The sequence below is a fragment of the Streptomyces sp. NPDC002566 genome (assembly GCF_042889585.1).
Classification (GTDB): Bacteria; Actinomycetota; Actinomycetes; order Streptomycetales; family Streptomycetaceae; genus Streptomyces.
In genome coordinates, this window is the sequence record NZ_JBIARD010000012.1 from 120,965 (window position 1) to 145,008 (window position 24,044).

Genomic DNA, 24,044 nt, shown 5'->3' on the forward strand with positions numbered 1-24,044 from the left:
GCCGACAAGGTTTGCCAACAAGGAGGAACAATGATCAAGAAGGTCGTCGCCGCTGCGGCTGCCACCGGTGGACTGGTTCTCGCGGGCGCGGGCATGGCCGCCGCCGACTCGGGTGCTCAGGCCGCCGCCGTGCACTCCCCGGGCGTCGCTTCCGGCAACGTGATCCAGGCGCCCCTGCACATCCCGGTGAACGTCTGCGGCAACACGATCTCGGCGATCGGCGCGCTGAACCCCGCCTTCGGCAACGCCTGCCTCAACAAGTGACATCGACCCGCTGAGGGGTCGTCCACACCGTCGGCTCCGGAGCGCACGCCATGCGCTCCGGGGCCTACCGGTCTTTTTCTCGAGGCACTCCTTGTCGGCGTGAAACGCCGAAGACATTCGACGAAGAAAGCAAGGGATTCAGTCATGCGACAGGTCACCCGCAAAGGCCTCATGACCGTGGCGGCCGCCACGGGCGTGATCGCCGCCGCAGGCGGCTACGCCCACGCCGACTCCGGTGCGCAGTCAGGCGCGTCCCACTCGCCCGGCGTGCTCTCGGGCAACACCGTCCAGGTGCCGGTGGACGTGCCGATCAACGTCTGCGGCAACACCGTCAGCGTCATCGGCGCCCTCAACCCGGCCACGGGCAACGCCTGTTCCAACGGGAGTGACCGCGGCGGCCGGTCGGAGGGACGCGACGGCGGCCACTCCGGTCACGGCGACCAGGGCGGCTACGGCGGTCACGGCGGCTACGGCGACCAGGGCGGCTACGGCGGCCACGACGACCGCGGTGGCCACGGCGGCTCCCGCGCGCACGGCGGCCACGGCGGCGCGCACGCGGGCGGCCACACCGAGGGCTCGCCCGGCATCGGCTCCGGCAACCACGTCCAGGCGCCCGTCCACGTGCCGGTGAACTTCTGCGGCAACGGCATCGACGCCGTCGGCATCCTCAACCCGACCATGGGCAACCGCTGCGACAACGACAGCCGCCCCGCCCCCGACTGGGACTACGGCACGCCGCCCGGCGGCGAGCACCAGCCCCCCGAGCCCGGCAACCAGAACCCCGGCACCCCGACCAACCCGGGCACCTCCAGCCCGACCACGCCCGAAGGCAAGCCGTCCACGCCGCGCCACGTGACCCCGGCGGGCTCCTCCACCGCCGCACACCAGCCCGCCGGCCGGGCCACCGCACAGCTCGCCACCACCGGCAGCGAACTCCCGCTGGGCCTCGCCGTGCCCGTCGGCGCCGGCGCGCTGCTCGCTGGCGCGGTCCTCTACCGCAAGGCGCGCCCCCAGGCGTAGCCGGCACCCCCACGGCACCGCGCACGACGGAGCGGGCCCCGCCTCGGCGGGGCCCGCTCCGTTCGCGTCATCCTCGGCTCACCAAGTGGCCCGCACCTGGCGGATGATCCGTCGCCTCAACCGCACCCTGCGGCTGCCGTCCCGCAGCAGGCTCAGACGGTGCAGCTCCCAGTTTCCGTACTCCGCGTGGTCCGTCAGCAGTCGTGTCGCCTCGCTCCGGGACACCCCGCGCGGTACGTACACGTCGACAAATTCGTATTCCGGCATCGCATCTATTGTGCGGTCTGGGGCCCGGTACGGATAGCGTCTGCACTATGTCTGATGCTGCGCAGCCCACCGCTGCCGAGGTACGCGCCGCCGCCGAGGCGGTCAAGACCGCGCTCGACCGCCACCTGGCCGCGGTCGAACGCAGGACGGGAGAGGACGACCAGGCCGTCTACGAGGCCTTCAACCAGCTGGCCGCGGCCGCCGAGGCGTACGACGAACTGCTCTACGACCGCTACGACGAGGTCACCCCCTTCGAGATCCCCGCCGCGGAGGACGCGCTGCCGCCGTACGCGGGTCCCGAGGAACCGAACGCGCTCAGCGTGCTGATCCGCCGCGACTACTCCGTGGCGGAACCGCAGCGGCTGCTGGCGCAGGCCCAGCGGGTCGAGGCGGCGGAGTCCGACGGCGCCGGCACGGACACGGAGGCCTCAGGCACGGTCCACGGGGCGCTCGGCCTGCTCTTCGGCGAGTTCGAGCCGGACGAGATCGCCTCCAGGCACAAGGAGTTCGGCCTGGAGGAGGGCGACTCCACGCTCTGGGTCGTGGCCGCCGACGAACCGGCCGACCCCGGCGACTGGCTGGAGACGCCGTTCGACCAGCCCGACCCCGAACAGGTGGTGTGCCGCTTCGACGTGAGCTCGGTCTTCGACGACGAGCTGGACGACGTGGACGACGACGACACGGACGACGAGGGCGCGGCGCCGCTGGACGGGCACCGCGCCGACCGGTGACGTCGTGAGGGGCAGTACGTGACGTGACGCGCGCGGTGACGGCGGCGGTCACGGCAGGGGAGACCCGCCGTGACCGCCGCCGTCCGCGTCAGCCCGCCGCCGGCACCTGGGCGCGCAGCAGTGCCGGCAGCCGCGTCGTGCGGGGCTTCGGCCCGACCTCGGCGACCGCCCGGGGCAGGGCCTGCTCGACCCCGTGCACCACGGACAGATGGCGCTCCGCGCGCCCGAACGCCGTGTACACCCAGGGGCGGGACAGGGCCTGAGCCGCGTCTCCCGGCAGCACCACCACCGCCGCAGGCCACCGGCCGCCCACCGCCTGGTGCGCAGTCAGCGCCCACCCGTGCCGCACCGACTGCTCCACCCGCTCCTTCGGCACGACCACGGCGGTGTCCGCGCAGGACAGGTGCAGGCCGTCCGCGTCGGCCCCCACCACCTGACCCGGCACCGTACGGCCCGGCGCGGGCGTGTACGCGATCCGGTCGCCCGGGTCGAAGCCGCCGAAGCGGCCCGGGCCGGGGTTGAGGCGCTCCTTCAGCGCCGCGTTCAACGCGCGGGTGCCCGCCGCGCCACCGTGGCCCGGGGTGATGACCACCGTCTGCTCCGGGGCGATGCCGAACGCGCGCGGCACGGAGTCCGCGACGAGCTGCACGGTCCTGTGCACGGCCTCGCCCGCGTCGCGCACCGGCACGATCACCAGCTCCTTGCCGGGCGCCTCGACCTGGTTCAGCTCACCGAAGCCGATGCCCGAGGTCAGCTCGCCCAGCGGCCCGGGGTCGGGCGTGCGCGAGGCGATCTGCGGGCACACGCGCGCCGCGAGCAGGTCGGCGAAGACCCGGCCGGGACCGGCCGACCACAGCAGCGCCGGGTCCCCGCCGAGCACCAGCCGGGCCCCGTCCGGCAGGGACTCCACCAGCATCGCGGCGCTCTCCACGTCGAGCTGCGGCGTGTCCGGAAGGATCAGCAGATCGAGGGCCAGGGCGCCGTCGGCGTCCCGGCCGGGCCCCTCGGCGCCCGCGAGCAGACCGGCGACGGTGACCACGTCCTCGCCCGGCTCCTTCAGCAGGGCGGCGAACCGCCGCCGCCCGTCCGGGGTGTGGCACGCGGCGACCGCGCGCAGGCCGAGAGACCGGGCGGCGGCGAGCAGGGCCGCCGGCTCGGCGCGGGCGGCCTCGCCGCCGGTGTGCAGCACCAGTCCGTGCCCGGCGACCGCGCGGATCAGCTCGGCCGCGCCGCCGGACGCCCCGGCCGCGGCCTGCTCCCACCGCGCCGGGGCGTCCTCGGCCGGCGAGGTGGCCACCCGGGCCAGGCCGTCGGCGAGGCTCTCCTCCGCGAGCGCGTACCGCTCCAGCCCGACCAGGACCCGGACCGGACGCGCCTCCTCCTCGCCCTCCTCGCCCTCCGCCGACGCGTCGGCGGGCTTCGCGGCCCCGGGCTCGTCCAGGGCGTCCTGGAAGACGAGGGCCTCGCCCTCGGCGAGGGTGCTCTGCACGGCCGCGTCGGCGTCCCGGACGCCCTGCCTGCCGAGCGCGGTGGTCAGCGCGGGCAGCTCCAGCGCGGTGTGTCCGGCCAGGGCGGCCTGCTCCAGCAGCCACACCGTGACCGCGCGGGCGCGCCGCTCGTCGTCGGGCGCGCAGTCGGGGCCGAGCAGCGCCCGCGCGAAGCCGTCGGCCTGCTCCGGCCGGACCCCGGGGACGCGCAGCAACTGCCAGGGGTCCTCGGCCAGCGCCTCCCCGGCGCCCTCGCCGAGCACGGCCGCGACCTGCGGCGCGAGCGACTCGGGGGCGCCCGCGCCGGTGAGGACGCGGCGCACGGCCTCCACGGTCTCCGGCGCGGGCCCCTGCGGGGCGGGCGCGGGGGCGGGCTGGGGGCGGCGCACGGGTTCCTGGGCGGCGGGGCGGCGCGGGGCGGGTTCGGGGTCGGCGAAGACCGTGGCGGCCGGTTTCGCGCCGCCCTCCACGGCGCGCACCGCGGCGAGCAGATCGGCGGCCTTCCCGCTGAGCTTGCCGCCCGCCTCGACGGGCCCCTGACGCTCGGCCTTGCGCCGCTCGATCCGCTCCCGCTCCGCCTTCTGAGCGGCAAGCTCCGCCTGGGCCTCGGAAACCTGCCCCCCCTCCCCCTCGGCCCGAGCGTCCGCCGCAGGCTCGCCGGGCGGTGCGTCGACGACGGGGGCCGCGGCCTCCGTGTCCGCGGTGCTCTCACCGGCTTCGGTGACCTCGGCGACCTCGGTGTCCTCCACGGTCTCGGCCGGCGTCGGTTCCGTCTCCGAAGGGCCCGTCTCCGGGGTGGCCGGCCCGGTGGGCGCCTCGTGCTCCGGGGGGTCCGGCTCCGTGCTCACAGCGTGCTCCAGTCGTGATCGGGATAGCGGTGCACCGGCGCCGACACATCGTCGAGCGCACGGCAGATCTCGTCAGGAAGACTAAGGGCCTCCACTGACAAAGCCCCCGTGAGCTGCAGCGCGTTGCGCGGGCCGATGATCGGCGCGGTCACCCCCGGCCGGTCGCGGACCCACGCCAGGGCCACCTGCAGCGGGGTCACCGCGAGCCCGTCCGCCGCGGTCGTCACCGCGTCCACGATGCGGCTCGCCGTGTCGTCGAGGTAGGGCTCCACGAACGGCGCGAAGTGCTCGGAGGCGCCGCGCGAGTCCGGGGGCAGCGCGTCGCCCCGGTACTTGCCGGTGAGCACCCCCCGCCCCAGCGGGGAGGACGGCAGCAGCCCGATGCCCAGATCCAGCGCGGCCGGCAGCACCTCGCGCTCCACGCCCCGCTGGAGCAGCGAGTACTCCATCTGCGTGCCGGCCAGCCGGGTCCGCGTGCCCGGCGCGGCGAGCTGCCAGGTCGCGGCCTTGGCGAGCTGCCAGCCGCAGAAGTCGGAGACGCCGGCGTACCGGGCGCGCCCGCTGGCCACCGCGATGTCGAGCGCCTGGAGCGTCTCCTCCAGCGGCGTGTCCGGGTCGTACGCGTGCACGTGCCACACGTCGACGTGGTCGGTGCCGAGGCGGGCGAGCGAGGCGTCCAGTGCGGCGAGGAGATGCCCGCGGGAGCCGTCGACCCGCCGGTCCGGGTCGGGCACGCTGCCCGCCTTGGTGGAAAGGACCAGATCCCGGCGCGGGATCAGCCCGTCCATGAGCCGCCCCAGCAGGTACTCGGCCTCCCCGTCGCCGTACACGTCCGCGGTGTCGACGAGGGTGCCGCCCGCCTCCCAGAACGTCTTCAGGAGGTCCGCGGCGTCATGCTCGTCGGTGTCGCGGCCCCAGGTCAGGGTGCCGAGCCCGATCCGGGACACGCGCAGGCCCGTACGGCCGAGATGCCTCTGCTCCATGGACGCCGAGATTACTGGCCAGAACTGGGCCATGGGTTGCCTGTGGACAACGGTTCCGGCCGCCGCGCCCCGGATCGGCGCAGGCCGGAGGCCCGCCCGGCGGACGCGACCCTCGCCACACCGACCTGACCCGGCGGGCGGCCCCGCGCTACTGTCTCCGGAAACAGCGTCGTTACTGATCAGTAAGGGGAATCGGCCATGCAGCTCGGGATCAACCTCGGCTACTGGGGTGCCGGAATGGACGGGGACAACCTCGCCGTGGCCCAGGAGGCCGACCGGCTGGGGTACGCCGTGTGCTGGGCCGCCGAGGCCTACGGCTCGGACGCGGCCACCGTGCTCAGCTGGGTCGCCGCCCAGACCGAGCGGATCGACGTCGGCTCGGCCATCTTCCAGATCCCGGCCCGCCAGCCGGCGATGACCGCGATGACCGCCGCCACCCTCGACTCGCTGTCCGGCGGCCGCTTCCGCCTCGGCCTCGGCGTCTCCGGCCCGCAGGTCTCCGAGGGCTGGTACGGCGTCAAGTTCGACAAGCCGCTGTCCCGCACGCGTGAGTACGTCGAGATCGTCCGCAAGGCGATGACGCGGGAGCGGCTGTCCTACGAGGGCGAGCACTGGACGCTGCCGCTGCCCGGCGGCCCCGGCAAGCCCATCAAGCTGACCGTGCACCCGCAGCGCGAGCACATCCCGCTGTACATCGCCGCGATCGGCCCGAAGAACCTGGAGCAGACCGGCGAGATCGCCGACGGCGCCCTGCTGATCTTCCCCTCGGCGGACCACCTCGAGGACACCGCCGTCAAGCACCTGCGCGCGGGCCGCGAGAAGGCCGGCAAGACGCTGGACGGCTTCGACGTCTGCCCGACCCTGCCGCTCGCCGTCGGCGAGGACAAGGACGTCGAGCGGCTCGCCGACGCCTTCCGCCCCTACACCGCCCTCTACGTCGGCGGCATGGGCAGCCCCAAGCAGAACTTCTACAACCAGCTCGCCCGCCGCATGGGCTACGAGCAGGCGGCGACCGAGATCCAGGAGAAGTACCTCTCCGGCGACAAGCAGGGCGCCGCGGCCGCCGTGCCGCACGAACTCATCGACAGCACCACGCTGCTCGGCTCCGTGGAGCGCATCGCCGACCGGATGAAGGCCTACGCCGCGGCCGGGGTCACCACCCTCAGCCTCGCCCCCGCCGGCTTCTCCCTCGACGAGCGCCTCGCCTCCCTGCGGGCCGGCGCGGAGGCCCTGGAGCTCTCCGGCCTGGCGTAGGCCCTCCAGAAGTTCAGCGGCCGTGGTGGGGGCTCGGGGGTCTTCCCCGCCACGGCCGTCACGGGGAACAACGCGTCGGGACCCGGCCGGTTACGCCCCCGCGGCGAGCGAGGCCGTCACCTTTTCGGCCGAGCCGTCCGGCGCACCTGTTGCAGCCCCTCACATACGGCACTTGACTCGTTCTCCCGGTATGCAGAGAGGTGCCCCCATGCTTTCGGCCAAGAACCTCTTCCAGGAGATCCTCGACGACGACGAGTCGTTCCGGCTGTTCTGCTCCATCGCCGCCGGCGGCGAGTCCCAGGGCGGCTGGGAGAACGCCCGGATCGCCGCCCTCGTCCCACCCGGTGAACGCGACCTCGCCCCCAAGATCGCCCGGCACGGAGCCGACGAGGACAAACACGGCCGGATCTTCGAAGCCCTCCTGAGGAAACGGGGCCTGTCACCTGCCCCCGTACCCCCCGAGACCGACTACACGATGCTCCTGGAGCGCGAAGGCATCGGCCTCCAGCACGACCGACTCCGGGCAGACGAGCCGCTCACCGTGCCCGACATCGTCACCTACCTCGCCCACAGCCGCGTCACCGAACAACGCGCCTCCGAACAGATGCGGCTGCTGCGCAAGCACTTCGGCGACCACCCCGACCTCGGCCGCGCGGTGAAGATGATCTCCCACGACGAGGACAACCACCTCGCCTACTGCCACGAGGAACTGCTGCGCTACGCGCGCGCGGGACACGGCCGGACCATCCAGCGCACCCTGCGCCGATGCGCGCTCGCCGAGATCCGCGTCTACCGCGACGTCAGCCTCGCCGTCATGGCCCACATGGGCCGCATCCTCGGCTGGAGCCGCCCCAAACGGACCGCCCTCGCCGCCGGCATCCACGCCGTCCACGCCTGGGAACGCCTCGCCGGCTGGCACCGCATGGTCACCCTGAAACCACCCCTGCGCACCAACGCCCTCGGCGGCCCCGAACCCGCGGCTACAGCCAGCCCCGCCGTTTGAACAACCGGTACAGGCCCACCTCCAGGGCCGCCATCACCGCTATCACCACCGGATACGACCACACCCAGTGCAGTTCCGGCATGTGCTCGAAGTTCATGCCGTAGATGCCCGCGATCATCGTCGGCACCGCCGCCATCGCCGCCCACGCGGAGATCTTCCGCATGTCGTCGTTCTGGCGGACGCTCATCTGCGCCAGGTGAGCCGACAGGATGTCCGACACCAGCCGGTCCAGGCTCTCCACGGACTCGTTCACGCGCGCGAGGTGATCGCTGACGTCACGGAAGAACGGCCGCGCCTTGTCGTTGACGAAGGGCAGAGTCGACCCCATCGCCCCCGTGCCCGCCAGCCGCGACATCGGCGGCGCCAGCGGACCGGTCGCCCGGCGGAACTCCAGCACCTGCCGCTTGAACGTGTAGATCCGCGACGCCGTGTGCCGCGAACCGCCGCCGTCCGGGGAGAACACCTCCGCCTCCAGCTCCTCCAGGTCCGTCTGCAACTCCGTCGCCACATCCAGATAGTGGTCCACCGTCGCGTCGGCGATCGCGTACAGCACCGCCGTCGGCCCCTTCGCCAGCAGCTCCGGCTCGTGCTCCAGCCGCTGCCGCACCGCCGCCAGCGGAGCGCCCTCACCGTGCCGCACGGTCACCACGAACGAGTCGCCGAGGAAGACCATGACCTCGCCCGAGGACACCGTGTCGCTCTCCTGCTCGTACACCACCGGCTTCAGCACCAGGAACAGCGAGTCGTCGTACACCTCCAGCTTGGGCCGCTGATGGGCCTTCAACGCGTCCTCCACCGCCAGCGGGTGCAGCGCGAACTCCCGCGTGACGTGGTCGAACTCCTTCTCGGTGGGCTCATGCAGCCCGATCCACACGAAACCGCCCGCGGCGCGCGCCTCGTCCAGCGCGTCGGAGAAGTCCTGCGGGCCGTCACTGCGGTGCCCGTCACGGTAGATGGCACAGTCCACGATCACGGAGCGTGTTCTCCCTTCGGCCGTTCCTCTTCGCCCCCCGGCGTACGCCTACCCTGGGCCGCATGCCCACGCTGATCCTCGTCCGGCACGGACGGTCCACCGCCAACACCGCCGGCCTCCTCGCCGGCTGGACGCCCGGCGTCGCCCTCGACGAGCGCGGCGCCGAGCAGGCCGCCGCACTCCCCGGGCGGCTCGCCGGACTGCCGATCGCCGAGGTCGTCGCCAGCCCCCTGCAACGCTGCCAGGAAACCGTCCAGCCCCTCCTCGACGCCCGCCCCGGCCTGCCCGCGCACACCGACGAACGGATCGGGGAGTGCCACTACGGCGACTGGTCGGGCCGCAAGCTCGCCGAGCTGAAGGACGAACCGCTCATGGACATCGTCCAGGCGCACCCCTCCGCGGCCGCCTTCCCGGGCGGCGAGTCGATGCGCGCCATGCAGACCCGCGCCGCCGAAGCGGTCCGCGAGTGGAACGCGCGCGTGGAGCGCGACCACGGCGCCGACGCCGTCTACCTCATGTGCTCGCACGGCGACATCATCAAGTCGCTCGTCGCCGACGCCCTCGGACTCCATCTCGACCTCTTCCAGCGGATCTCCGTCGAACCGTGTTCCATCACCGCGATCCGCTACACCCGCGTGCGGCCCTTCCTCGTGCGCCTCGGCGACACCGGCGACTTCGCCTCCCTGACGCCCCGCGAGGAGCCCCCCGCCGAGGACGCCGCGGTCGGAGGCGGTGCGGGCGCACCGTGATCGTCGGCCGCAGTAGGGTGAAGCGGTCCGCATACGCACGTTCACGCATGGACGTTCACGTACCCACGATTCCCATGGAGACAGGACGTGTCCCGTCAGGTGTTCCTCTACGACCCCCCGGACCGCTTCGTGGCCGGTACGGTCGGACTGCCCGGACGCCGTACCTTCTTCCTCCAGGCCGCCGCAGGCTCCCGGGTGACCAGTGTGGCACTGGAGAAGACCCAGGTCGCCGCACTCGCCGAGCGCATGGACGAGCTGCTGGACGAGGTCGTACGCCGTAGCGGCGGGAGCGCCGCCGTACCCGCCGTGGCGCCCGCCGAGGTCGCCGACACCGCGCCCCTCGAAACGCCGGTCGAGGAGGAGTTCCGCGTCGGCACCATGGCCCTCGCCTGGGACGGCGAGGAACAGCGCATGATCGTCGAGGCGCAGGCCCTCGTGGAACTCGACGCCGACTCCGAGGAAGACCTCGCCGAGGCGGAGGAGCGGCTCCTCCAGGACGAGGAGAACGGGCCCCCGATGCTGCGGGTCCGCCTCACCGGCGCCCAGGCCCGGGCCTTCGCCAAGCGGGCCCTCGACGTCGTCAACGCCGGCCGGCCGCCGTGCCCGCTGTGCAGTCTGCCGCTCGACCCGGAAGGACACGTATGTCCGCGCCAGAACGGATACCGCCGCGGGGCGTGACGACCGCCGGCCCCGACTTCGCCGACCTGCTCGCCCGGGGCGAGCTGACCGTGCGCGGACGCATCCAGGACGCCTCCAACGCGGCCCTGTACTGCACGGTCGCCCACGAGGGCCGCGAAGCCGCCTGCGTGTACAAACCCGTCGCGGGGGAGCGGCCCCTGTGGGACTTCCCCGACGGCACCCTCGCCCAGCGGGAGGTCGCCGCGTACGCCGTCTCCGAGGCCACCGGCTGGGGACTCGTACCGCCCACCGTCCTGCGCGACGGACCGTACGGCGAAGGCATGTGCCAGCTGTGGATCGAGGCCTCCGCGGAGGACGGGCTGCTCGCCCTCGTCGACGCGGAGGAACCGGAGCCCGGCTGGAAGGCGATCGGCCTCGCCGACGTCGGCGAGGGCCGCACGGCGCTCCTCGTGCACGCCGACGACGAACGGCTGCGGCGGCTCGCCGTGCTCGACGCCGTCGTCAACAACGCCGACCGCAAGGGCGGCCACCTGCTGACCACCGACACCGGGCACCTGTACGGCATCGACCACGGCGTCACCTTCAACGCCGAGAACAAACTGCGCACCCTGCTGTGGGGCTGGGCCGGAGAACCCCTCACCCCGGACGCCGTCGAAGCCCTGGAGCGCCTGCGCACCGCCCTGGAACCGGCGGGGGAGCTGACCGGCGTCCTGGCCGGGCTCATCACACCGGCGGAGACCGACGCCACCCGCGCGCGCGTCGACGACCTGCTGGCCTCCGGCAGACACCCCGAGCCCGGCGGCGACTGGCCGGCGATCCCCTGGCCCCCCGTCTGAACACACTTGCGACGGACGCGCAAGAGTGCCTTCCCGGTCAACCGGCGGGCTCCGGTTCGTAACGGGAACTCCGGTCCGGTTAGGCTCATGACATGCATGCCTGGCCCGCTTCCGAGGTCCCCGCCCTGCCTGGTCAGGGCCGCGACCTGAGGATCCACGACACCGCGACCGGCGGCCTCGTCACCCTCGACCCCGGTCCCGTCGCCCGAATCTACGTCTGCGGAATCACGCCGTACGACGCGACCCACATGGGTCACGCGGCCACCTACAACGCGTTCGACCTCGTGCAGCGCGTGTGGCTCGACACCAAGCGGCAGGTCCACTACGTCCAGAACGTCACCGACGTCGACGACCCGCTCCTGGAGCGGGCCCAGCGCGACGGCGTCGACTGGACCGCCCTCGCCGAGAAGGAGACCGCCCTCTTCCGCGAGGACATGACCGCCCTGCGCATGCTCCCACCGCGCCACTACATCGGCGCCGTCGAGGCGATACCCGGCATCGTGCCCCTCGTCGAGCGGCTCCGCGACGCCGGCGCCGCCTACGAACTCGACGGCGACGTCTACTTCTCCGTCGAGTCCGACCTGCACTTCGGCACGGTGTCCCGCCTGGACGCCGCCGCCATGCGGCTGCTCTCCGCCGAACGCGGCGGCGACCCCGACCGCCCCGGCAAGAAGAACCCGCTCGACCCGATGCTGTGGACCGCCGCCCGGGACGGCGAGCCCAGCTGGGACGGCGCCTCCCTGGGCCGCGGCCGCCCCGGCTGGCACATCGAGTGCGTCGCCATCGCCCTGGACCACCTCGGCATGGGCTTCGACATCCAGGGCGGCGGCTCCGACCTCGCCTTCCCGCACCACGAGATGGGCGCCTCCCACGCCCAGGTCCTCACCGGCGAGTTCCCCATGGCCAAGGCGTACGTCCACGCCGGCATGGTCGCCCTGGACGGCGAGAAGATGTCCAAGTCCAAGGGCAACCTCGTCTTCGTCTCGCGACTGCGCCGCGACGGCGTCGACCCGGCGGCGATCCGGCTCACCCTGCTCGCGCACCACTACCGCGCCGACTGGGAGTGGACCGACCAGGTGCTCCCCGACGCGCAGGACCGGCTCGGGCGCTGGCGCGCGGCCGTCTCCCGGCCCGACGGCCCGCCCGCCGAGGCCCTCGTCGAGGAGATCCGCGACGCCCTCGCCGACGACCTGGACGCCCCCGCCGCGCTGGCCGCCGTCGACCGCTGGGCCGCGCTCCAGCAGGAGCGGGGCGGCACGGACACCGGGGCGCCCGGCGTCGTGTCGCGAGCGGTGGACGCCCTGCTCGGCGTGGCGCTGTAACCCGCGCGCGAGAAAGCGGCACGTGCCCTTCCCCTCGGGAGCAACACCCCGAAGCGGAAGGGCACTTGCCGTTCCCCCGCCCGACCCGTCGTCAGGCTGCCGGTGACGCCTGTCATGTGATGGGGTGTGAGCGTTGACGACAACCGCTCCGCCGGCCACGAGCCGGCCCCCACGCGGAAGGACGCACAGTGGCATCCACAGAACGCTCCTTAGCCCGCCGCAGACTTCTCACCGCGACCGCCGCCCTGTCCGGCGCGGCGCTCCTCGGCGGCACCGGCGCCACCACCGCCCACGCCGCCGGCGCGCGCGGCACGGCATGGCCCGCCGCGTTCCCCCTGCCCGACGGCTTCCAGCCCGAGGGCATCACCATCGGCAGCCGCCCCCACGCCTACCTCGGCTCCCTCGCGAACGGCGACGTCCACCGGGTGAGCCTCGCCACCGGCCGCGGCTCCCTCGCCGTCAAGGGCCTCGGCGAGGGCCACCCCACCGTCGGACTGAAGATCGACCGGCACCACCGGCTCTTCCTCGCCGGCGGCCCGAGCGGCGAGATCCGTGTCGCCGACGCCCGCACCGGCGAGACCGAGCAGGTCCACGCCACCGGCGGCGTCTTCGTGAACGACGTGATCCTCACCCCGGGCGCCGCCTGGTTCACCGACTCCTTCGCACCCCGGCTCTACAAACTGGTCCTCGGCCGGCACGGCACGCCGCAGGCCCTGGAGACCCTGCCGCTGAGCGGCGACTGGGTGCAGGGCGAGGAGTTCACCGCCAACGGCATCGAACGCACCCCCGACGGCAGGGCGCTGCTGGTGGTCGACACCGTCGCCGACGGCGGCGGCCTGATGCGGGTCGACCCGGCCACCGGAGTCGCCCGCGCGGTCGACCTCGGGCCGGCCCGGCTGCCCAACGGCGACGGCCTGCTGCTGCTCGGCCGGATCCTCTACGTCGTCCAGCAGCGGCAGAACGCGATCGACGTGTTCCGGCTGAACGCGGCCGGCACCCGGGGCACGGCCATCGCCCGGATCACCGACCCGCGCTTCCGCATCCCGACGACGGCCGCGGCGTGGGGCGACCGCCTCTACCTGCCGAACGCCCGCTTCGACGTCGACCCGACGCCCGCCACCGACTACGACGTGGTGGCCGTGGACCGCGTCTGACGACGAGAGGGCGGTGCGCCGACGCGCACCGCCCTCCTCCACCTGCCCACCCTGCGTCGGGCTTTCAGTCCTCCGACGAATCCTCGTCGTCGCTCGCCGGCTTGGGCGGCTTCGGCGGGCGGGTCCGCTCACCGGGATCGGGCGGACCCCCGCCGTCCCGGCGCCGCAGATACCGCTCGAACTCGCGGGCGATCGCCTCACCCGACGCCTCCGGCAGCTCCGCGGTGTCCCGGGCCTCCTCCAGCGTCTGGACGTACTCGGCCACCTCGCTGTCCTCGGCGGCGAGTTGGTCCACCCCGGTCTGCCACGCCCGGGCGTCCTCGGGCAGTTCGCCCAGCGGGATCCGCAGGTCGATCAGGTCCTCCAGGCGGTTCAGCAGAGCCAGCGTCGCCTTGGGGTTGGGCGGCTGCGACACATAGTGCGGCACCGCCGCCCACAGGCTCACCGCCGGCACGCCCGCGTGCGTGCACGCCTCCTGGAGGACGCCGACGATGCCGGTCGGCCCCTCGTACTTGGTCTCCTCCAGGTCCATCCGGCGGGCCAGGTCGGCGTCGGACGTGGTCCCGCTGATCGGCACGGGACGCGTGTGTGGGGTGTCGCCGAGCAGGGCGCCCAGGATGACCACCAGCTCCACGCCCAGCTCGTGGGCGAACCCGAGCAGCTCGTTGCAGAACGAGCGCCAGCGCATGGACGGTTCGATCCCGCGCACCAGCACCAGATCGCGCGGCTTCTCACCGCCGACCCGCACCACCGACAGCCTCGTCGTCGGCCACGTGATCTTGCGGACGCCGGACTCCATGAACACCGTGGGGCGGTTCACCTGGAAGTCGTAGTAGTCCTCGGCGTCCAGCGCCGCGAACACCTCGCCCTTCCACTCCCGCTCCAGATGCGCGACCGCGGTGGAGGCGGCGTCGCCGGCATCGTTCCAGCCCTCGAACGCGGCCACCATGACCGGGTCGATCAGCTCGGGAACCCCCTCGAGCTCGATCACCCAGCGCCTCCTTCCGACGTGCCCTCGCCTGACCACCCAACCTTACGGCGTTCCGCGGGGGCGCCCGCAGCCCCCTCGCACGGGGGAGTGAACGGATCACTGCCCCGATCCCGACCCCCGAACACCCGTCCCCCGAAGCCGCTCACGGCTCGACCGCCGGTCAACCGGGCGTCCCGACTCCCCACGCCGAGAGGGGCGCCTCCGGCAGTGCGGAGACGCCCCTCTCACGGTGTCGGCCCTCGACGAGGCCCCCGGCGGGACTACTTCTTGTCGAGGAGGCCCTGCACCTTCGCCCGGACCTCGTCCGAGGCCAGACCGCGGATGGTCAGCGTCGTACGGCGGCGCAGCACGTCGTCCGCCGTCTCGGCCCACTCGTGGTCGCGGGCGTAGACGACCTGCGCCCAGATCTCGGGGGCGTCCGGGTGGACCCGCTCGCCCAGCTCCGGGTTCTCGTTCGCCAGCCGGGCGATGTCGAAGGCCAGCGAACCGTAGTGCGTCGCCAGGTGCTTGGCGGTGTCGGCGGCCATGCGCGGGCCGGGCGCCGGGTTGTCCACCAGCAGCCGGTGGGCGACCGCCCGCGGGTTGGCGACACCGGGCAGCGGCAGCTTCTTCGGCAGCGAGGAGATCGGCTCGAAGTCGTCACCGAGCGGGTGGCCCGGCAGCGCCTCCAGCTTCTGCATCACCGTACGGCCGATGTGGCGGAACGTCGTCCACTTGCCGCCCGCGACGGACAGCATGCCGCCCCGGCCCTCGGTGACGACGGTCTCCCGCTTGGCCTTGGCCGTGTCGCCGGGACCGCCCGGCAGCACCCGCAGGCCCGCGAAGGAGTAGGTGATCAGATCACGGCTGAGCTGCTGGTCCCGGATCGAGAACGCGGCCTCGTCCAGGATCTGGGTTATATCGGCGTCGTTGACGGCGACGTCGGCCGGATCGCCCTCGTACTCCTCGTCGGTGGTGCCGAGCAGCAGCATGTCCTCCCAGGGGAGGGCGAAGGTGATGCGGTACTTGTCGATCGGGGTGGCCAGCGCGGCCCGCCAGGGCGAGGTGCGCTTCAGGACCAGGTGCGCGCCCTTCGACAGCCGGATCGACGGCGCCGCGTTCTCGTCCTCCATGCGGCGCAGGTGGTCCACCCACGGCCCGGTCGCGTTCAGCACCAGACGGGCGTTCACGCCGAACTCGTCGCCGGAGACCCGGTCGTGCAGATCGGCGCCGGTGACCCGGCCGCGGGTGAAGCGCAGCCCCTTCACCTCGGCGTGGTTGAGCACCACCGCGCCCGCCTCGACGGCCGCGCGGACCGTCATCAGCGCCATCCGGGCATCGTTCATCTGGTCGTCGCCGTACACGGCCACGGCCTTGAGGTTGTCGGTGCGCAGCTCGGGCACGTCCTGCGCGGCCTTGGCGGGGGAGAGCAGGTGGCCCACCCCGTCGCCGAAGGCCGACAGGGCGGAGTAGGCGAACACGCCCGCCCCGAGCTTCGCCGCGCCGTGCGGCCCGCCCTTGTACACCGGGAGGTAGAACGTGAGCGGGTTCGCCAGGTGGGGGGCCACCTGACGGGAGACCGCACGGCGCTCGAAGTGGTTCTCCGCCACCAGCTTCACCGCGCCGGTCTGCAGGTAGCGCAGACCGCCGTGGAGCAGCTTGGAGGAGGCGGAGGAGGTGGCGCCGGCGAAGTCGCCGGCGTCGACCAGGGCCACCCTCAGGCCGGACTGCGCGGCGTGCCAGGCGGTGGAGATGCCCAGGATGCCGCCGCCGATCACGAGGAGGTCGTACGACGCCTTTGCGAGCTGCTCCCGGGTCTCGGCCCGGCTCGGGTTGGAGCCGGAGGCCGGGTGCGTACCCAGGGCAGGCACGGACTGGAGGGTGGACTGACTGGTCATATCGGGTTCTTACTCCTCATGTGAGCTCCGGCCGCGGCCGGCTTCGAAGCGGGGAGCCGGCTCTCGTCAGCTCTCGTCCTCGAGCCAGCCCATGGTCCGCTCGACGGCCTTGAGCCAGCTCTTGTACTCACGGTCGCGGGTGTCCGCGTCCATGCGGGGGGTCCATTCGGCGGCCCGGCGCCAGTTGGCGCGCAGGTCGTCGGTGCTGGTCCAGAAGCCGACGGCGAGGCCGGCGGCGTAGGCGGCGCCGAGGCAGGTCGTCTCGGCGACCATGGGGCGCACCACGGGCGCGTCCAGGAAGTCCGAGAGGGTCTGCATCAGCAGGTTGTTGGAGGTCATGCCGCCGTCGACCTTGAGGGCCGCGAGCTCGACGCCGGAGTCCTTCGTCATGGCGTCGGTGATCTCACGGGTCTGCCAGGCGGTGGCCTCCAGGACGGCGCGCGCGAGGTGCGCCTTGGTGACGTACCGGGTGAGGCCGGCGATCACACCGCGGGCGTCGGAGCGCCAGTACGGGGCGAACAGGCCGGAGAAGGCCGGCACGAAGTACGCGCCGCCGTTGTCCTCGACCGAGAGCGCGAGGGTCTCGATCTCGGCGGCGGTGGAGATCAGGCCCATCTGGTCGCGCATCCACTGCACCAGCGAACCGGTGACGGCGATGGAGCCTTCGAGGGCGTAGACCGGCTTGTCGTCGCCGATGCGGTAGCCGACGGTGGTCAGCAGCCCGGAGTAGGAGTTGATGATCTTCTCGCCGGTGTTCATCAGCATGAACGTGCCGGTGCCGTAGGTCGACTTGGCCTCGCCCTCGGCGAAACAGGTCTGGCCGAACAGGGCGGCCTGCTGGTCGCCGAGCGCGGAGGCGACCGGGATGCCGCCCAGCAGGTCGCCGAGCCTGCCGCCGCTGATCTCGCCGTACACCTCGGCGGAGGAGCGGATCTCGGGGAGCATCGCCAGGGGGACGCCGATGGACTCGGCGATCTTCTCGTCCCACTCCAGCGTGTGCAGGTTCATCAGCATGGTGCGGGAGGCGTTGGTGACGTCGGTGTAGTGCTTGCCGCCGTTGACACCGCCGGTCAGGTTCCAGATGACCCAGGTGTCCATGGTGCCGAAGAGGATGTCGCCGGCCTCGGCGCGCTCGCGCAGGCCCTCGACGTTGTCCAGCAGCCAGCGGGCCTTGGGGCCGGCGAAGTACGAGGCGAGCGGCAGGCCCGTCTCGCGGCGGAAGCGGTCCTGCCCGACGTTGCGGCCGAGCTCCCGGCACAGGCCGTCGGTGCGGGTGTCCTGCCAGACGATGGCGTTGTGGACGGGCTCGCCGGTGTTCTTGTCCCACAGCAGCGTGGTCTCACGCTGGTTGGTGATGCCGATGGCCTTGATGTCGTCCCGGGTGATGCCGGCCTTCTCGACGGCTCCGGCGACGACCTCCTGGACGTTGGTCCAGATCTCGTTCGCGTCGTGCTCGACCCAGCCCGGCTTGGGGAAGATCTGCTCGTGCTCCTTCTGGTCGACGGAGACGATGCGCCCGTCGCGGTCGAAGACGATGCAGCGGGAAGAGGTGGTGCCCTGGTCGATCGCCGCGATGAAGGGGCCGGCGGTGTGGGCGTCGGTCACTGTGTGCTCCTGGGAGTTCCGTGGGTGATGGGCAGTACGTACGGCGCGTGCTGGCGGTGCAAGGTGCAGCCTGGCCTATGCGAATGCGACGTTGTAGATGCCTGCGGCGATCGCCCCGCCGATCAGCGGGCCGACGACGGGGATCCAGGCGTAGGCCCAGTCGGAGCCGCCCTTGTTGGGCAGGGGCAGGAGGGCGTGGACGATGCGCGGACCGAGGTCACGGGCCGGGTTGATCGCGTAGCCGGTGGGGCCGCCGAGGGACAGGCCGATCGAGACGACCACGAGCGCGGTGACCAGTGCGCCCAGGGTGCCCAGACCGTTGCCCTTGTCGTTCAGGCCCTGGGTGAGGACGGCGAGCACCAGCACGACGGTGCCGATGATCTCCGTGGCGAGGTTCTGCACGACGTTGCGGATCTCCGGGCCGGTGGAGAAGACGCCGAGGACCGGGCCCGCGCCCTTCTCCTGGGCCTCCACGGCCTTGGCCGCCGTGGACTGGGCGCCGGGGCCGCCGACGATCTCACGGTCGGTGAGGTGGGCGTGGAACTGGCCGTAGTAGGCCAGCCAGACCAGCGCCGCGCCGATCATGGCGCCGAGCAGCTGTCCGGCGAAGTAGGTCGGAACGTTGCTCCACTCGCCGTCCTTGATCGCGAGTGCGACCGTCACGGCCGGGTTGAGGTGGGCGCCGGAGAGCGGCGCCGAGGTGTACACGGCCGTCAGAACGGCGAAACCCCACCCGAAGGTGATGGCGAGCCAGCCGGCGTTACGGGCCTTGGAGGCCTTCAGTGTGACGGCCGCGCAGACGCCGCCGCCGAGCAGGATGAGTATGGCGGTACCGATGGTCTCGCCGATGAAGATGTCGGAGCTGGACACCCGCGACTCCTTTGTCCTTCGTCCAGGGGACCGAACCCCGGGTCCCTCCGGGGGTTCGAGCCGCCCTCGGGGGTGAGAGCGATGCCGGCCCATGGCGTTGCCACACTCTAGCGCGTATTGCCGGTAGGTGTTCGACAATGCCGACCGATGGACGGGAGTCTTTCTCCGGCGTTCCGTGCACGTCAAGAGCTGTGTTGTCGAATGCAGGATCGTTATTGATCGGCTCCGGTCATCGAACGTGTGATCGAACCTGTGGTCGAGCCTGTCCGGAATGTCCCTTTCAGGGTATGGCGAAGACCGGAACGCCCGTACGGCGCCCCGGCCCGCTCTCACCTGCTTCCCGAAACCGCGCCGCTGCTCGGCGAAACCGCGCCGCGCAGGCCCCTCAGGCCCACGTCACGCGAGCAGCGCTCAGAACCGCGCCGCGCCCAGATCCCGCGACACCGCGCGGGCGCAGTCCCGCACCGCCGCGATCAGCTCGGGCCGCAGCTCGCCCTCCCGGCACAGCCGCTCCACCGCCCCCGTGATCCCGACCGCCCCCACCGGCATGCGCCGGCGGTCGTGCACGGGCGCGGCGATCGAGGCCACGCCCTCCCACGTCTCCTCCACGTCGGCCGCGTAACCACGCGCGCGCGTGAGGTCCAGAAGCTGCTCGAAGTCCTCCAGCTCGCACACCGTGCGATCCGTGAAGGGCTTGCGGTCGGCCTCCAGCACCTCGCTGTGCGCCACCGGGTCGTACGCCGACAGCACCTTGCCCAGCGCGGTGGAGTGCAGCGGCTGCATGGCCCCGATCTCCAGCACCTGCCGGCTGTCGTCGGGCCGGAAGACGTGGTGCACCACCAGCACGCCCTGCTGGTGCAGCACTCCCAGATGGACGCTCTCCCCACTGGAGCGCGCCAGGTCGTCCGTCCACACCAGGGCACGCGCCCGCAGCTCGTGCACATCGAGGTAGGTGGTGCCCAGACGCAGCAGCTCCGCGCCCAGCTGATACCGCCCCGAGGCCTCGTCCTGCTCGACGAACCCCTCCTGCTGGAGGGTGCGCAGGATGCCGTGGGCGGTCCCCTTGGCCAGGCCCAGCGACGAGGCGATGTCCGACAGACCGAGCCGCCGCTCGCCGCCCGCGAGGAGCCGCAGCATCGCGGCCGCCCGTTCGAGCGACTGGATGTTCCGTGCCATCGCCGTCCTGCCTCCGTCCCCTCGACCGTCCACGCGCGGCAAGTACCGCCGTCGTTCGGCAATGTCGAACACTACCGGTCCATGCCGACCTCCCGCTAATGGTCGGCCGGAAGGTGTTACAGCACTCGCCCCACACGGGTGAACCGCACGCCGCCGCGGTCCGTCCCGTGGACGCCATGACCATAAGCCCGCCGACCCGGCTACGCTGGCGGCGAGCGCCCTCCACGGAAGATCGGTGCGCCGCCCGCCCCGGGCGGCTCCCGGGAGCGACCGCGGAGCCGGCGCCGAAGAAGCCGACAGCCGTCGCACCCGAGGGAGCCCTTACATGGCCTCAGTGCCGCCGACCCCTTCCGCCGACAGCCGGACCCGCGTGTCCGAGCTCCGAGAGGCCCTGGCCACCCGGGTGGTGGTCGCCGACGGAGCCATGGGCACCATGCTCCAGGCCCAGGAGCCCACCCTCGAGGACTTCCAGCACCTCGAGGGCTGCAACGAGATCCTCAACGTCACCCGCCCGGACATCGTCCGCTCCGTCCACGCCGAGTACTACGACGCCGGCGTCGACTGCGTCGAGACCAACACCTTCGGCGCCAACTACGCGGCCATGGCCGAGTACGACATCCCCGAGCGCGTCCACGAACTGTCCGAGGCCGGCGCCCGCATCGCCCGCGAGACCGCCGACGAGTACACCGCCCGCGACGGCCGCACCCGCTGGGTCCTCGGCTCCATCGGCCCCGGCACCAAACTGCCCACCCTCGGCCACGTCGCCTACACCACCCTGCGCGACGCCTTCCAGCAGAACGCCGAGGGCCTCATCGCCGGCGGAGCCGACGCCCTCATCGTCGAGACCACCCAGGACCTGCTGCAGACCAAGGCGGCCGTCCTCGGCGCCCAACGCGCCCGCGAACTCTCCGGCCTGGACCTGCCGCTCATCGTCTCCGTCACCGTCGAGACCACCGGCACCATGCTGCTCGGCTCCGAGATCGGCGCCGCCCTGACGGCCCTGGAGCCGCTCGGCATCGACATGATCGGCATGAACTGCGCCACCGGCCCCGCCGAGATGAGCGAGCACCTGCGCTACCTCGCCCGCAACGCCCGCATCCCGCTGGCCTGTATGCCCAACGCCGGCCTGCCCGTGCTCGGCAAGGACGGCGCCAGCTACCCCCTGACCGCGCCGGAACTCGCCGACGCCCAGGAGAACTTCGTCCGCGACTACGGCCTCTCCCTGGTCGGCGGCTGCTGCGGCACCACCCCCGAACACCTGCGCCAGGTCGTCGAACGCGTCCGCGGCCTCGCCCCCGCCGAGCGCGACCCGCGCCCCGAACCGGGCGCCGCATCCCTCTACCAGAGCGTCCCCTTCCGCCAGGACACCTCCTACCTCGCCATCGGCGAGCGGACCAACGCCAACGGCTCCAAGAAGTTCCGCGAGGCGATGCTCCAGGCCCGCTGGGACGACTGCGTGGAGATCGCCCGCGAACAGATCCGCGAAGGCGCGCACATGCTCGACCTGTGCGTGGACTACGTCGGCCGCGACGGCGTCGCCGACATGGAGGAACTCGCCGGCCGCCTCGCCACCGCCTCCACCCTGCCGATCGTGCTCGACTCCACCGAGGTCGACGTCATCCAGGCGGGCCTGGAGAAGCTCGGCGGCCGCGCCGTCATCAACTCCGTCAACTACGAGGACGGCGACGGCCCCGAATCCCGCTTCGCCAAGGTCACCAAGCTCGCCCGCGAGCACGGCGCCGCGCTCATCGCCCTCACCATCGACGAGGAAGGCCAGGCCCGCACCCCCGAGAAGAAGGTCGAGATCGCCGAACGGCTCATCGCCGACCTCACCGGCAACTGGGGCATCCGCGAGGAAGACATCCTCATCGACACCCTGACCTTCACCATCTGCACCGGCCAGGAGGAGTCCCGGGGGGACGGCATCGCCACCATCGAGGCGATCCGCGAACTCAAGCGCCGCCACCCCGACGTGCAGACCACCCTCGGCCTGTCCAACATCTCCTTCGGCCTCAACCCGGCCGCGCGCATCCTGCTCAACTCCGTCTTCCTCGACGAGTGCGTCAAGGCCGGCCTGGACTCCGCCATCGTCCACGCCTCGAAGATCCTCCCGATCGCCCGGTTCTCCGAGGAGGAGGTCGCCACCGCCCTCGACCTCATCCACGACCGCCGCAGCGAGGGCTACGACCCCCTCCAGAAGCTCATGCAGCTCTTCGAGGGCGCCACCGCCAAGTCCCTCAAGGCCGGCAAGGCCGAGGAACTGGCCGCCCTCCCGCTGGACGAGCGCCTCAAGCGCCGCATCATCGACGGCGAGCGCAACGGCCTGGAGGCCGACCTCGACGCGGCCCTCCAGGACCGCCCCGCCCTCGACATCGTCAACGAGACCCTCCTGGACGGCATGAAGGTCGTCGGCGAACTCTTCGGCTCCGGCCAGATGCAGCTGCCGTTCGTCCTGCAGTCCGCCGAGGTCATGAAGACCGCGGTCGCCCACCTCGAACCGCACATGGAGAAGTCGGACGCCGACGGCAAGGGCACCATCGTCCTGGCCACCGTGCGCGGCGACGTCCACGACATCGGCAAGAACCTCGTCGACATCATCCTGTCCAACAACGGCTACAACGTCGTCAACCTCGGCATCAAGCAGCCGGTCTCCGCGATCCTCGAAGCCGCCGAGGAACACCGCGCCGACGTCATCGGCATGTCCGGGCTCCTGGTCAAGTCCACGGTGATCATGAAGGAGAACCTGGAGGAGCTCAACCAGCGCGGCCTGGCCGCCGACTACCCCGTCATCCTCGGCGGCGCCGCCCTCACCCGCGCCTACGTCGAACAGGACCTCCACGAGGTCTACGAGGGCGAAGTCCGCTACGCCCGCGACGCCTTCGAGGGCCTGCGCCTGATGGACGCCCTCATCGGCGTCAAGCGAGGCGTCCCCGGCGCGAAGCTGCCCGAACTCAAGCAGCGCCGGGTCCGCGCCACCGCCGCCGCCGAAGTCGAGGAACGCCCCGAGGAAGGCCACGTCCGCTCCGACGTCGCCGTCGACAACCCGGTCCCCGAACCGCCGTTCTGGGGCACCCGCGTCATCAAGGGCATCCAGCTCAAGGAGTACGCCTCCTGGCTGGACGAAGGAGCCCTGTTCAAGGGCCAGTGGGGCCTGAAGCAGGCCCGCACCGGCGACGGCCCCACCTACGAGGAACTCGTCGAGACCGAGGGACGGCCCCGCCTGCGCGGCCTCCTCGACCGGCTCCAGACCGAGAACCTCCTCGAAGCGGCCGTCGTCTACGGCTACTTCCCCTGCGTGTCCAAGGACGACGACCTCATCCTCCTCGACGAGCACGGCAACGAACGCACCCGCTTCACCTTCCCCCGCCAGCGCCGCGGCCGCCGTCTGTGCCTCGCGGACTTCTTCCGCCCCCAGGAATCCGGCGAGACCGACGTCGTCGGCCTCCAGGTCGTCACCGTCGGCTCCCGCATCGGCGAGGAGACCGCCAAGCTCTTCGCCTCCGACTCCTACCGCGACTACCTCGAACTCCACGGCCTGTCCGTGCAGTTGGCCGAGGCACTCGCCGAGTACTGGCACGCACGCGTCCGCTCCGAACTCGGCTTCGCCGGCGAGGACCCGGCCGACATCGAGGAGATGTTCGCCCTGAAGTACCGAGGCGCCCGCTTCTCCCTCGGCTACGGCGCCTGCCCCGACCTGGAGGACCGCGCCAAGATCGCCGAACTCCTCCAGCCCGAGCGGATCGGCGTCCACCTCTCGGAGGAGTTCCAGCTCCACCCCGAGCAGTCCACCGACGCCATCGTCATCCACCACCCGGAGGCCAAGTACTTCAACGCACGGTGACGCCCCCCGCACCGCGTGCACACAGCGGCCCGCGTCACACGACGCGGCGCGCCACACCCAGCACACTGATCGGATAAGTCGTACACTGGTCGGTCCCCGGCAGGCCGGTTGCCTCTTCGCGAGAAAAGGGCAGCCGGCCTGCTCGTCCCTCCAG

General features: G+C 72.3%; 20 protein-coding genes. 11 read left to right on the forward strand and 9 right to left on the reverse strand.

Annotated elements, in window-relative coordinates; all coding sequences use genetic code 11:
- The first annotated feature begins 30 nt into the window (after positions 1-30).
- Together ACFYXA_RS33810 and ACFYXA_RS33815 are read left to right on the forward strand one after the other, a co-directional pair.
- Entirely contained in the window at positions 31-264 is a 234-nt protein-coding gene (locus ACFYXA_RS33810; RefSeq protein WP_351097486.1) for a chaplin, read from the forward strand.
- Between the two features lie 144 nt (positions 265-408).
- Positions 409-1,284: a chaplin gene (locus ACFYXA_RS33815; protein ID WP_389040180.1), complete on the forward strand. Its 876-nt coding sequence runs from the start codon at positions 409-411 to the stop codon at positions 1,282-1,284.
- A 78-nt stretch (positions 1,285-1,362) separates the two neighbouring features.
- On the opposite strand, the gene ACFYXA_RS33820 is transcribed toward ACFYXA_RS33815, so the two are convergent.
- Positions 1,363-1,551 carry a DUF5703 family protein gene (locus tag ACFYXA_RS33820; RefSeq protein ID WP_130444161.1) on the reverse strand — a complete coding sequence of 63 codons (189 nt, stop codon included), beginning with the start codon at positions 1,549-1,551 and terminating at the stop codon, positions 1,363-1,365.
- 47 nt (positions 1,552-1,598) lie between these two features.
- Here ACFYXA_RS33820 and ACFYXA_RS33825 point away from each other — a divergent pair, with 47 nt between their 5' ends.
- The gene (locus tag ACFYXA_RS33825) at positions 1,599-2,282 is read left to right on the forward strand and encodes a hypothetical protein (protein ID WP_352247866.1); all 684 of its coding nucleotides are present in this window, start codon (positions 1,599-1,601) and stop codon (positions 2,280-2,282) included.
- An 88-nt stretch (positions 2,283-2,370) separates the two neighbouring features.
- On the opposite strand, the gene ACFYXA_RS33830 is transcribed toward ACFYXA_RS33825, so the two are convergent.
- Together ACFYXA_RS33830 and ACFYXA_RS33835 are read right to left on the reverse strand one after the other, a co-directional pair.
- Positions 2,371-4,617: a helix-hairpin-helix domain-containing protein gene (locus ACFYXA_RS33830; protein WP_389040185.1), complete on the reverse strand. Its 2,247-nt coding sequence runs from the start codon at positions 4,615-4,617 to the stop codon at positions 2,371-2,373.
- Positions 4,614-5,600, reverse strand: a complete 987-nt coding sequence (locus ACFYXA_RS33835; protein WP_352247862.1) for an aldo/keto reductase — start codon at positions 5,598-5,600, stop codon at positions 4,614-4,616. Before ACFYXA_RS33835 ends, ACFYXA_RS33830 begins: the two co-directional genes overlap by 4 nt.
- Positions 5,601-5,798: 198 nt before the next feature.
- Between ACFYXA_RS33835 and ACFYXA_RS33840 the strand changes: the two genes are divergently transcribed.
- Together ACFYXA_RS33840 and ACFYXA_RS33845 are read left to right on the forward strand one after the other, a co-directional pair.
- Positions 5,799-6,854 (forward strand): LLM class F420-dependent oxidoreductase, encoded by a 1,056-nt coding sequence (locus ACFYXA_RS33840; protein WP_352247860.1) that lies wholly within the window; start codon positions 5,799-5,801, stop codon positions 6,852-6,854.
- Positions 6,855-7,062: 208 nt separating this feature from the next.
- On the forward strand, positions 7,063-7,857 hold the full coding sequence (locus ACFYXA_RS33845; RefSeq protein ID WP_389040190.1) for a ferritin-like domain-containing protein: 795 nt from the start codon (positions 7,063-7,065) through the stop codon (positions 7,855-7,857).
- Here the strand turns inward: ACFYXA_RS33845 and corA are convergent.
- Positions 7,835-8,830, reverse strand: a complete 996-nt coding sequence (gene corA, locus ACFYXA_RS33850) for a magnesium/cobalt transporter CorA (RefSeq protein ID WP_352247856.1) — start codon at positions 8,828-8,830, stop codon at positions 7,835-7,837. The genes ACFYXA_RS33845 and corA overlap by 23 nt on opposite strands.
- 62 nt (positions 8,831-8,892) lie before the next feature.
- Here corA and ACFYXA_RS33855 point away from each other — a divergent pair, with 62 nt between their 5' ends.
- From ACFYXA_RS33855 to ACFYXA_RS33875, 5 genes are all read left to right on the forward strand, one after another.
- Positions 8,893-9,579: a histidine phosphatase family protein gene (locus tag ACFYXA_RS33855; RefSeq protein ID WP_130444175.1), complete on the forward strand. Its 687-nt coding sequence runs from the start codon at positions 8,893-8,895 to the stop codon at positions 9,577-9,579.
- Between the two features lie 87 nt (positions 9,580-9,666).
- Positions 9,667-10,257, forward strand: a complete 591-nt coding sequence (locus ACFYXA_RS33860; protein ID WP_351097470.1) for a DUF3090 domain-containing protein — start codon at positions 9,667-9,669, stop codon at positions 10,255-10,257.
- Positions 10,221-11,054, forward strand: coding sequence for an SCO1664 family protein (locus tag ACFYXA_RS33865; RefSeq protein ID WP_389040196.1), 834 nt, complete (start codon positions 10,221-10,223; stop codon positions 11,052-11,054). Before ACFYXA_RS33860 ends, ACFYXA_RS33865 begins: the two co-directional genes overlap by 37 nt.
- Before the next feature lie 92 nt (positions 11,055-11,146).
- The gene (mshC, locus tag ACFYXA_RS33870) at positions 11,147-12,376 is read left to right on the forward strand and encodes a cysteine--1-D-myo-inosityl 2-amino-2-deoxy-alpha-D-glucopyranoside ligase (protein ID WP_389040198.1); all 1,230 of its coding nucleotides are present in this window, start codon (positions 11,147-11,149) and stop codon (positions 12,374-12,376) included.
- A gap of 188 nt (positions 12,377-12,564) precedes the next feature.
- Positions 12,565-13,530 carry a superoxide dismutase gene (locus ACFYXA_RS33875; protein ID WP_352247848.1) on the forward strand — a complete coding sequence of 322 codons (966 nt, stop codon included), beginning with the start codon at positions 12,565-12,567 and terminating at the stop codon, positions 13,528-13,530.
- A gap of 64 nt (positions 13,531-13,594) precedes the next feature.
- Here ACFYXA_RS33875 and ACFYXA_RS33880 read toward each other — a convergent pair whose 3' ends face one another.
- The 5 genes from ACFYXA_RS33880 to ACFYXA_RS33900 all read right to left on the reverse strand — a co-directional run bounded on the left by ACFYXA_RS33880 (position 13,595) and on the right by ACFYXA_RS33900 (position 20,049).
- Positions 13,595-14,521: a PAC2 family protein gene (locus ACFYXA_RS33880; RefSeq protein WP_351097464.1), complete on the reverse strand. Its 927-nt coding sequence runs from the start codon at positions 14,519-14,521 to the stop codon at positions 13,595-13,597.
- Positions 14,522-14,781: 260 nt separating this feature from the next.
- Complete coding sequence (locus tag ACFYXA_RS33885) at positions 14,782-16,398, reverse strand: FAD-dependent oxidoreductase (RefSeq protein WP_389040203.1); 1,617 nt, start codon at positions 16,396-16,398, stop codon at positions 14,782-14,784.
- 66 nt (positions 16,399-16,464) lie between these two features.
- A complete protein-coding gene (glpK, locus tag ACFYXA_RS33890; RefSeq protein ID WP_351097461.1) occupies positions 16,465-18,003 on the reverse strand; it encodes a glycerol kinase GlpK in 1,539 nt (512 codons plus the stop codon).
- Between the two features lie 75 nt (positions 18,004-18,078).
- The gene (locus tag ACFYXA_RS33895; RefSeq protein WP_130444191.1) at positions 18,079-18,873 is read right to left on the reverse strand and encodes an MIP/aquaporin family protein; all 795 of its coding nucleotides are present in this window, start codon (positions 18,871-18,873) and stop codon (positions 18,079-18,081) included.
- A 411-nt stretch (positions 18,874-19,284) separates the two neighbouring features.
- Positions 19,285-20,049, reverse strand: coding sequence for an IclR family transcriptional regulator (locus tag ACFYXA_RS33900; RefSeq protein WP_352247843.1), 765 nt, complete (start codon positions 20,047-20,049; stop codon positions 19,285-19,287).
- Positions 20,050-20,374: 325 nt separating this feature from the next.
- Between ACFYXA_RS33900 and metH the strand changes: the two genes are divergently transcribed.
- Complete coding sequence (gene metH / locus ACFYXA_RS33905; RefSeq protein ID WP_389040210.1) at positions 20,375-23,890, forward strand: methionine synthase; 3,516 nt, start codon at positions 20,375-20,377, stop codon at positions 23,888-23,890.
- The last annotated feature ends 154 nt before the right edge of the window (positions 23,891-24,044 follow it).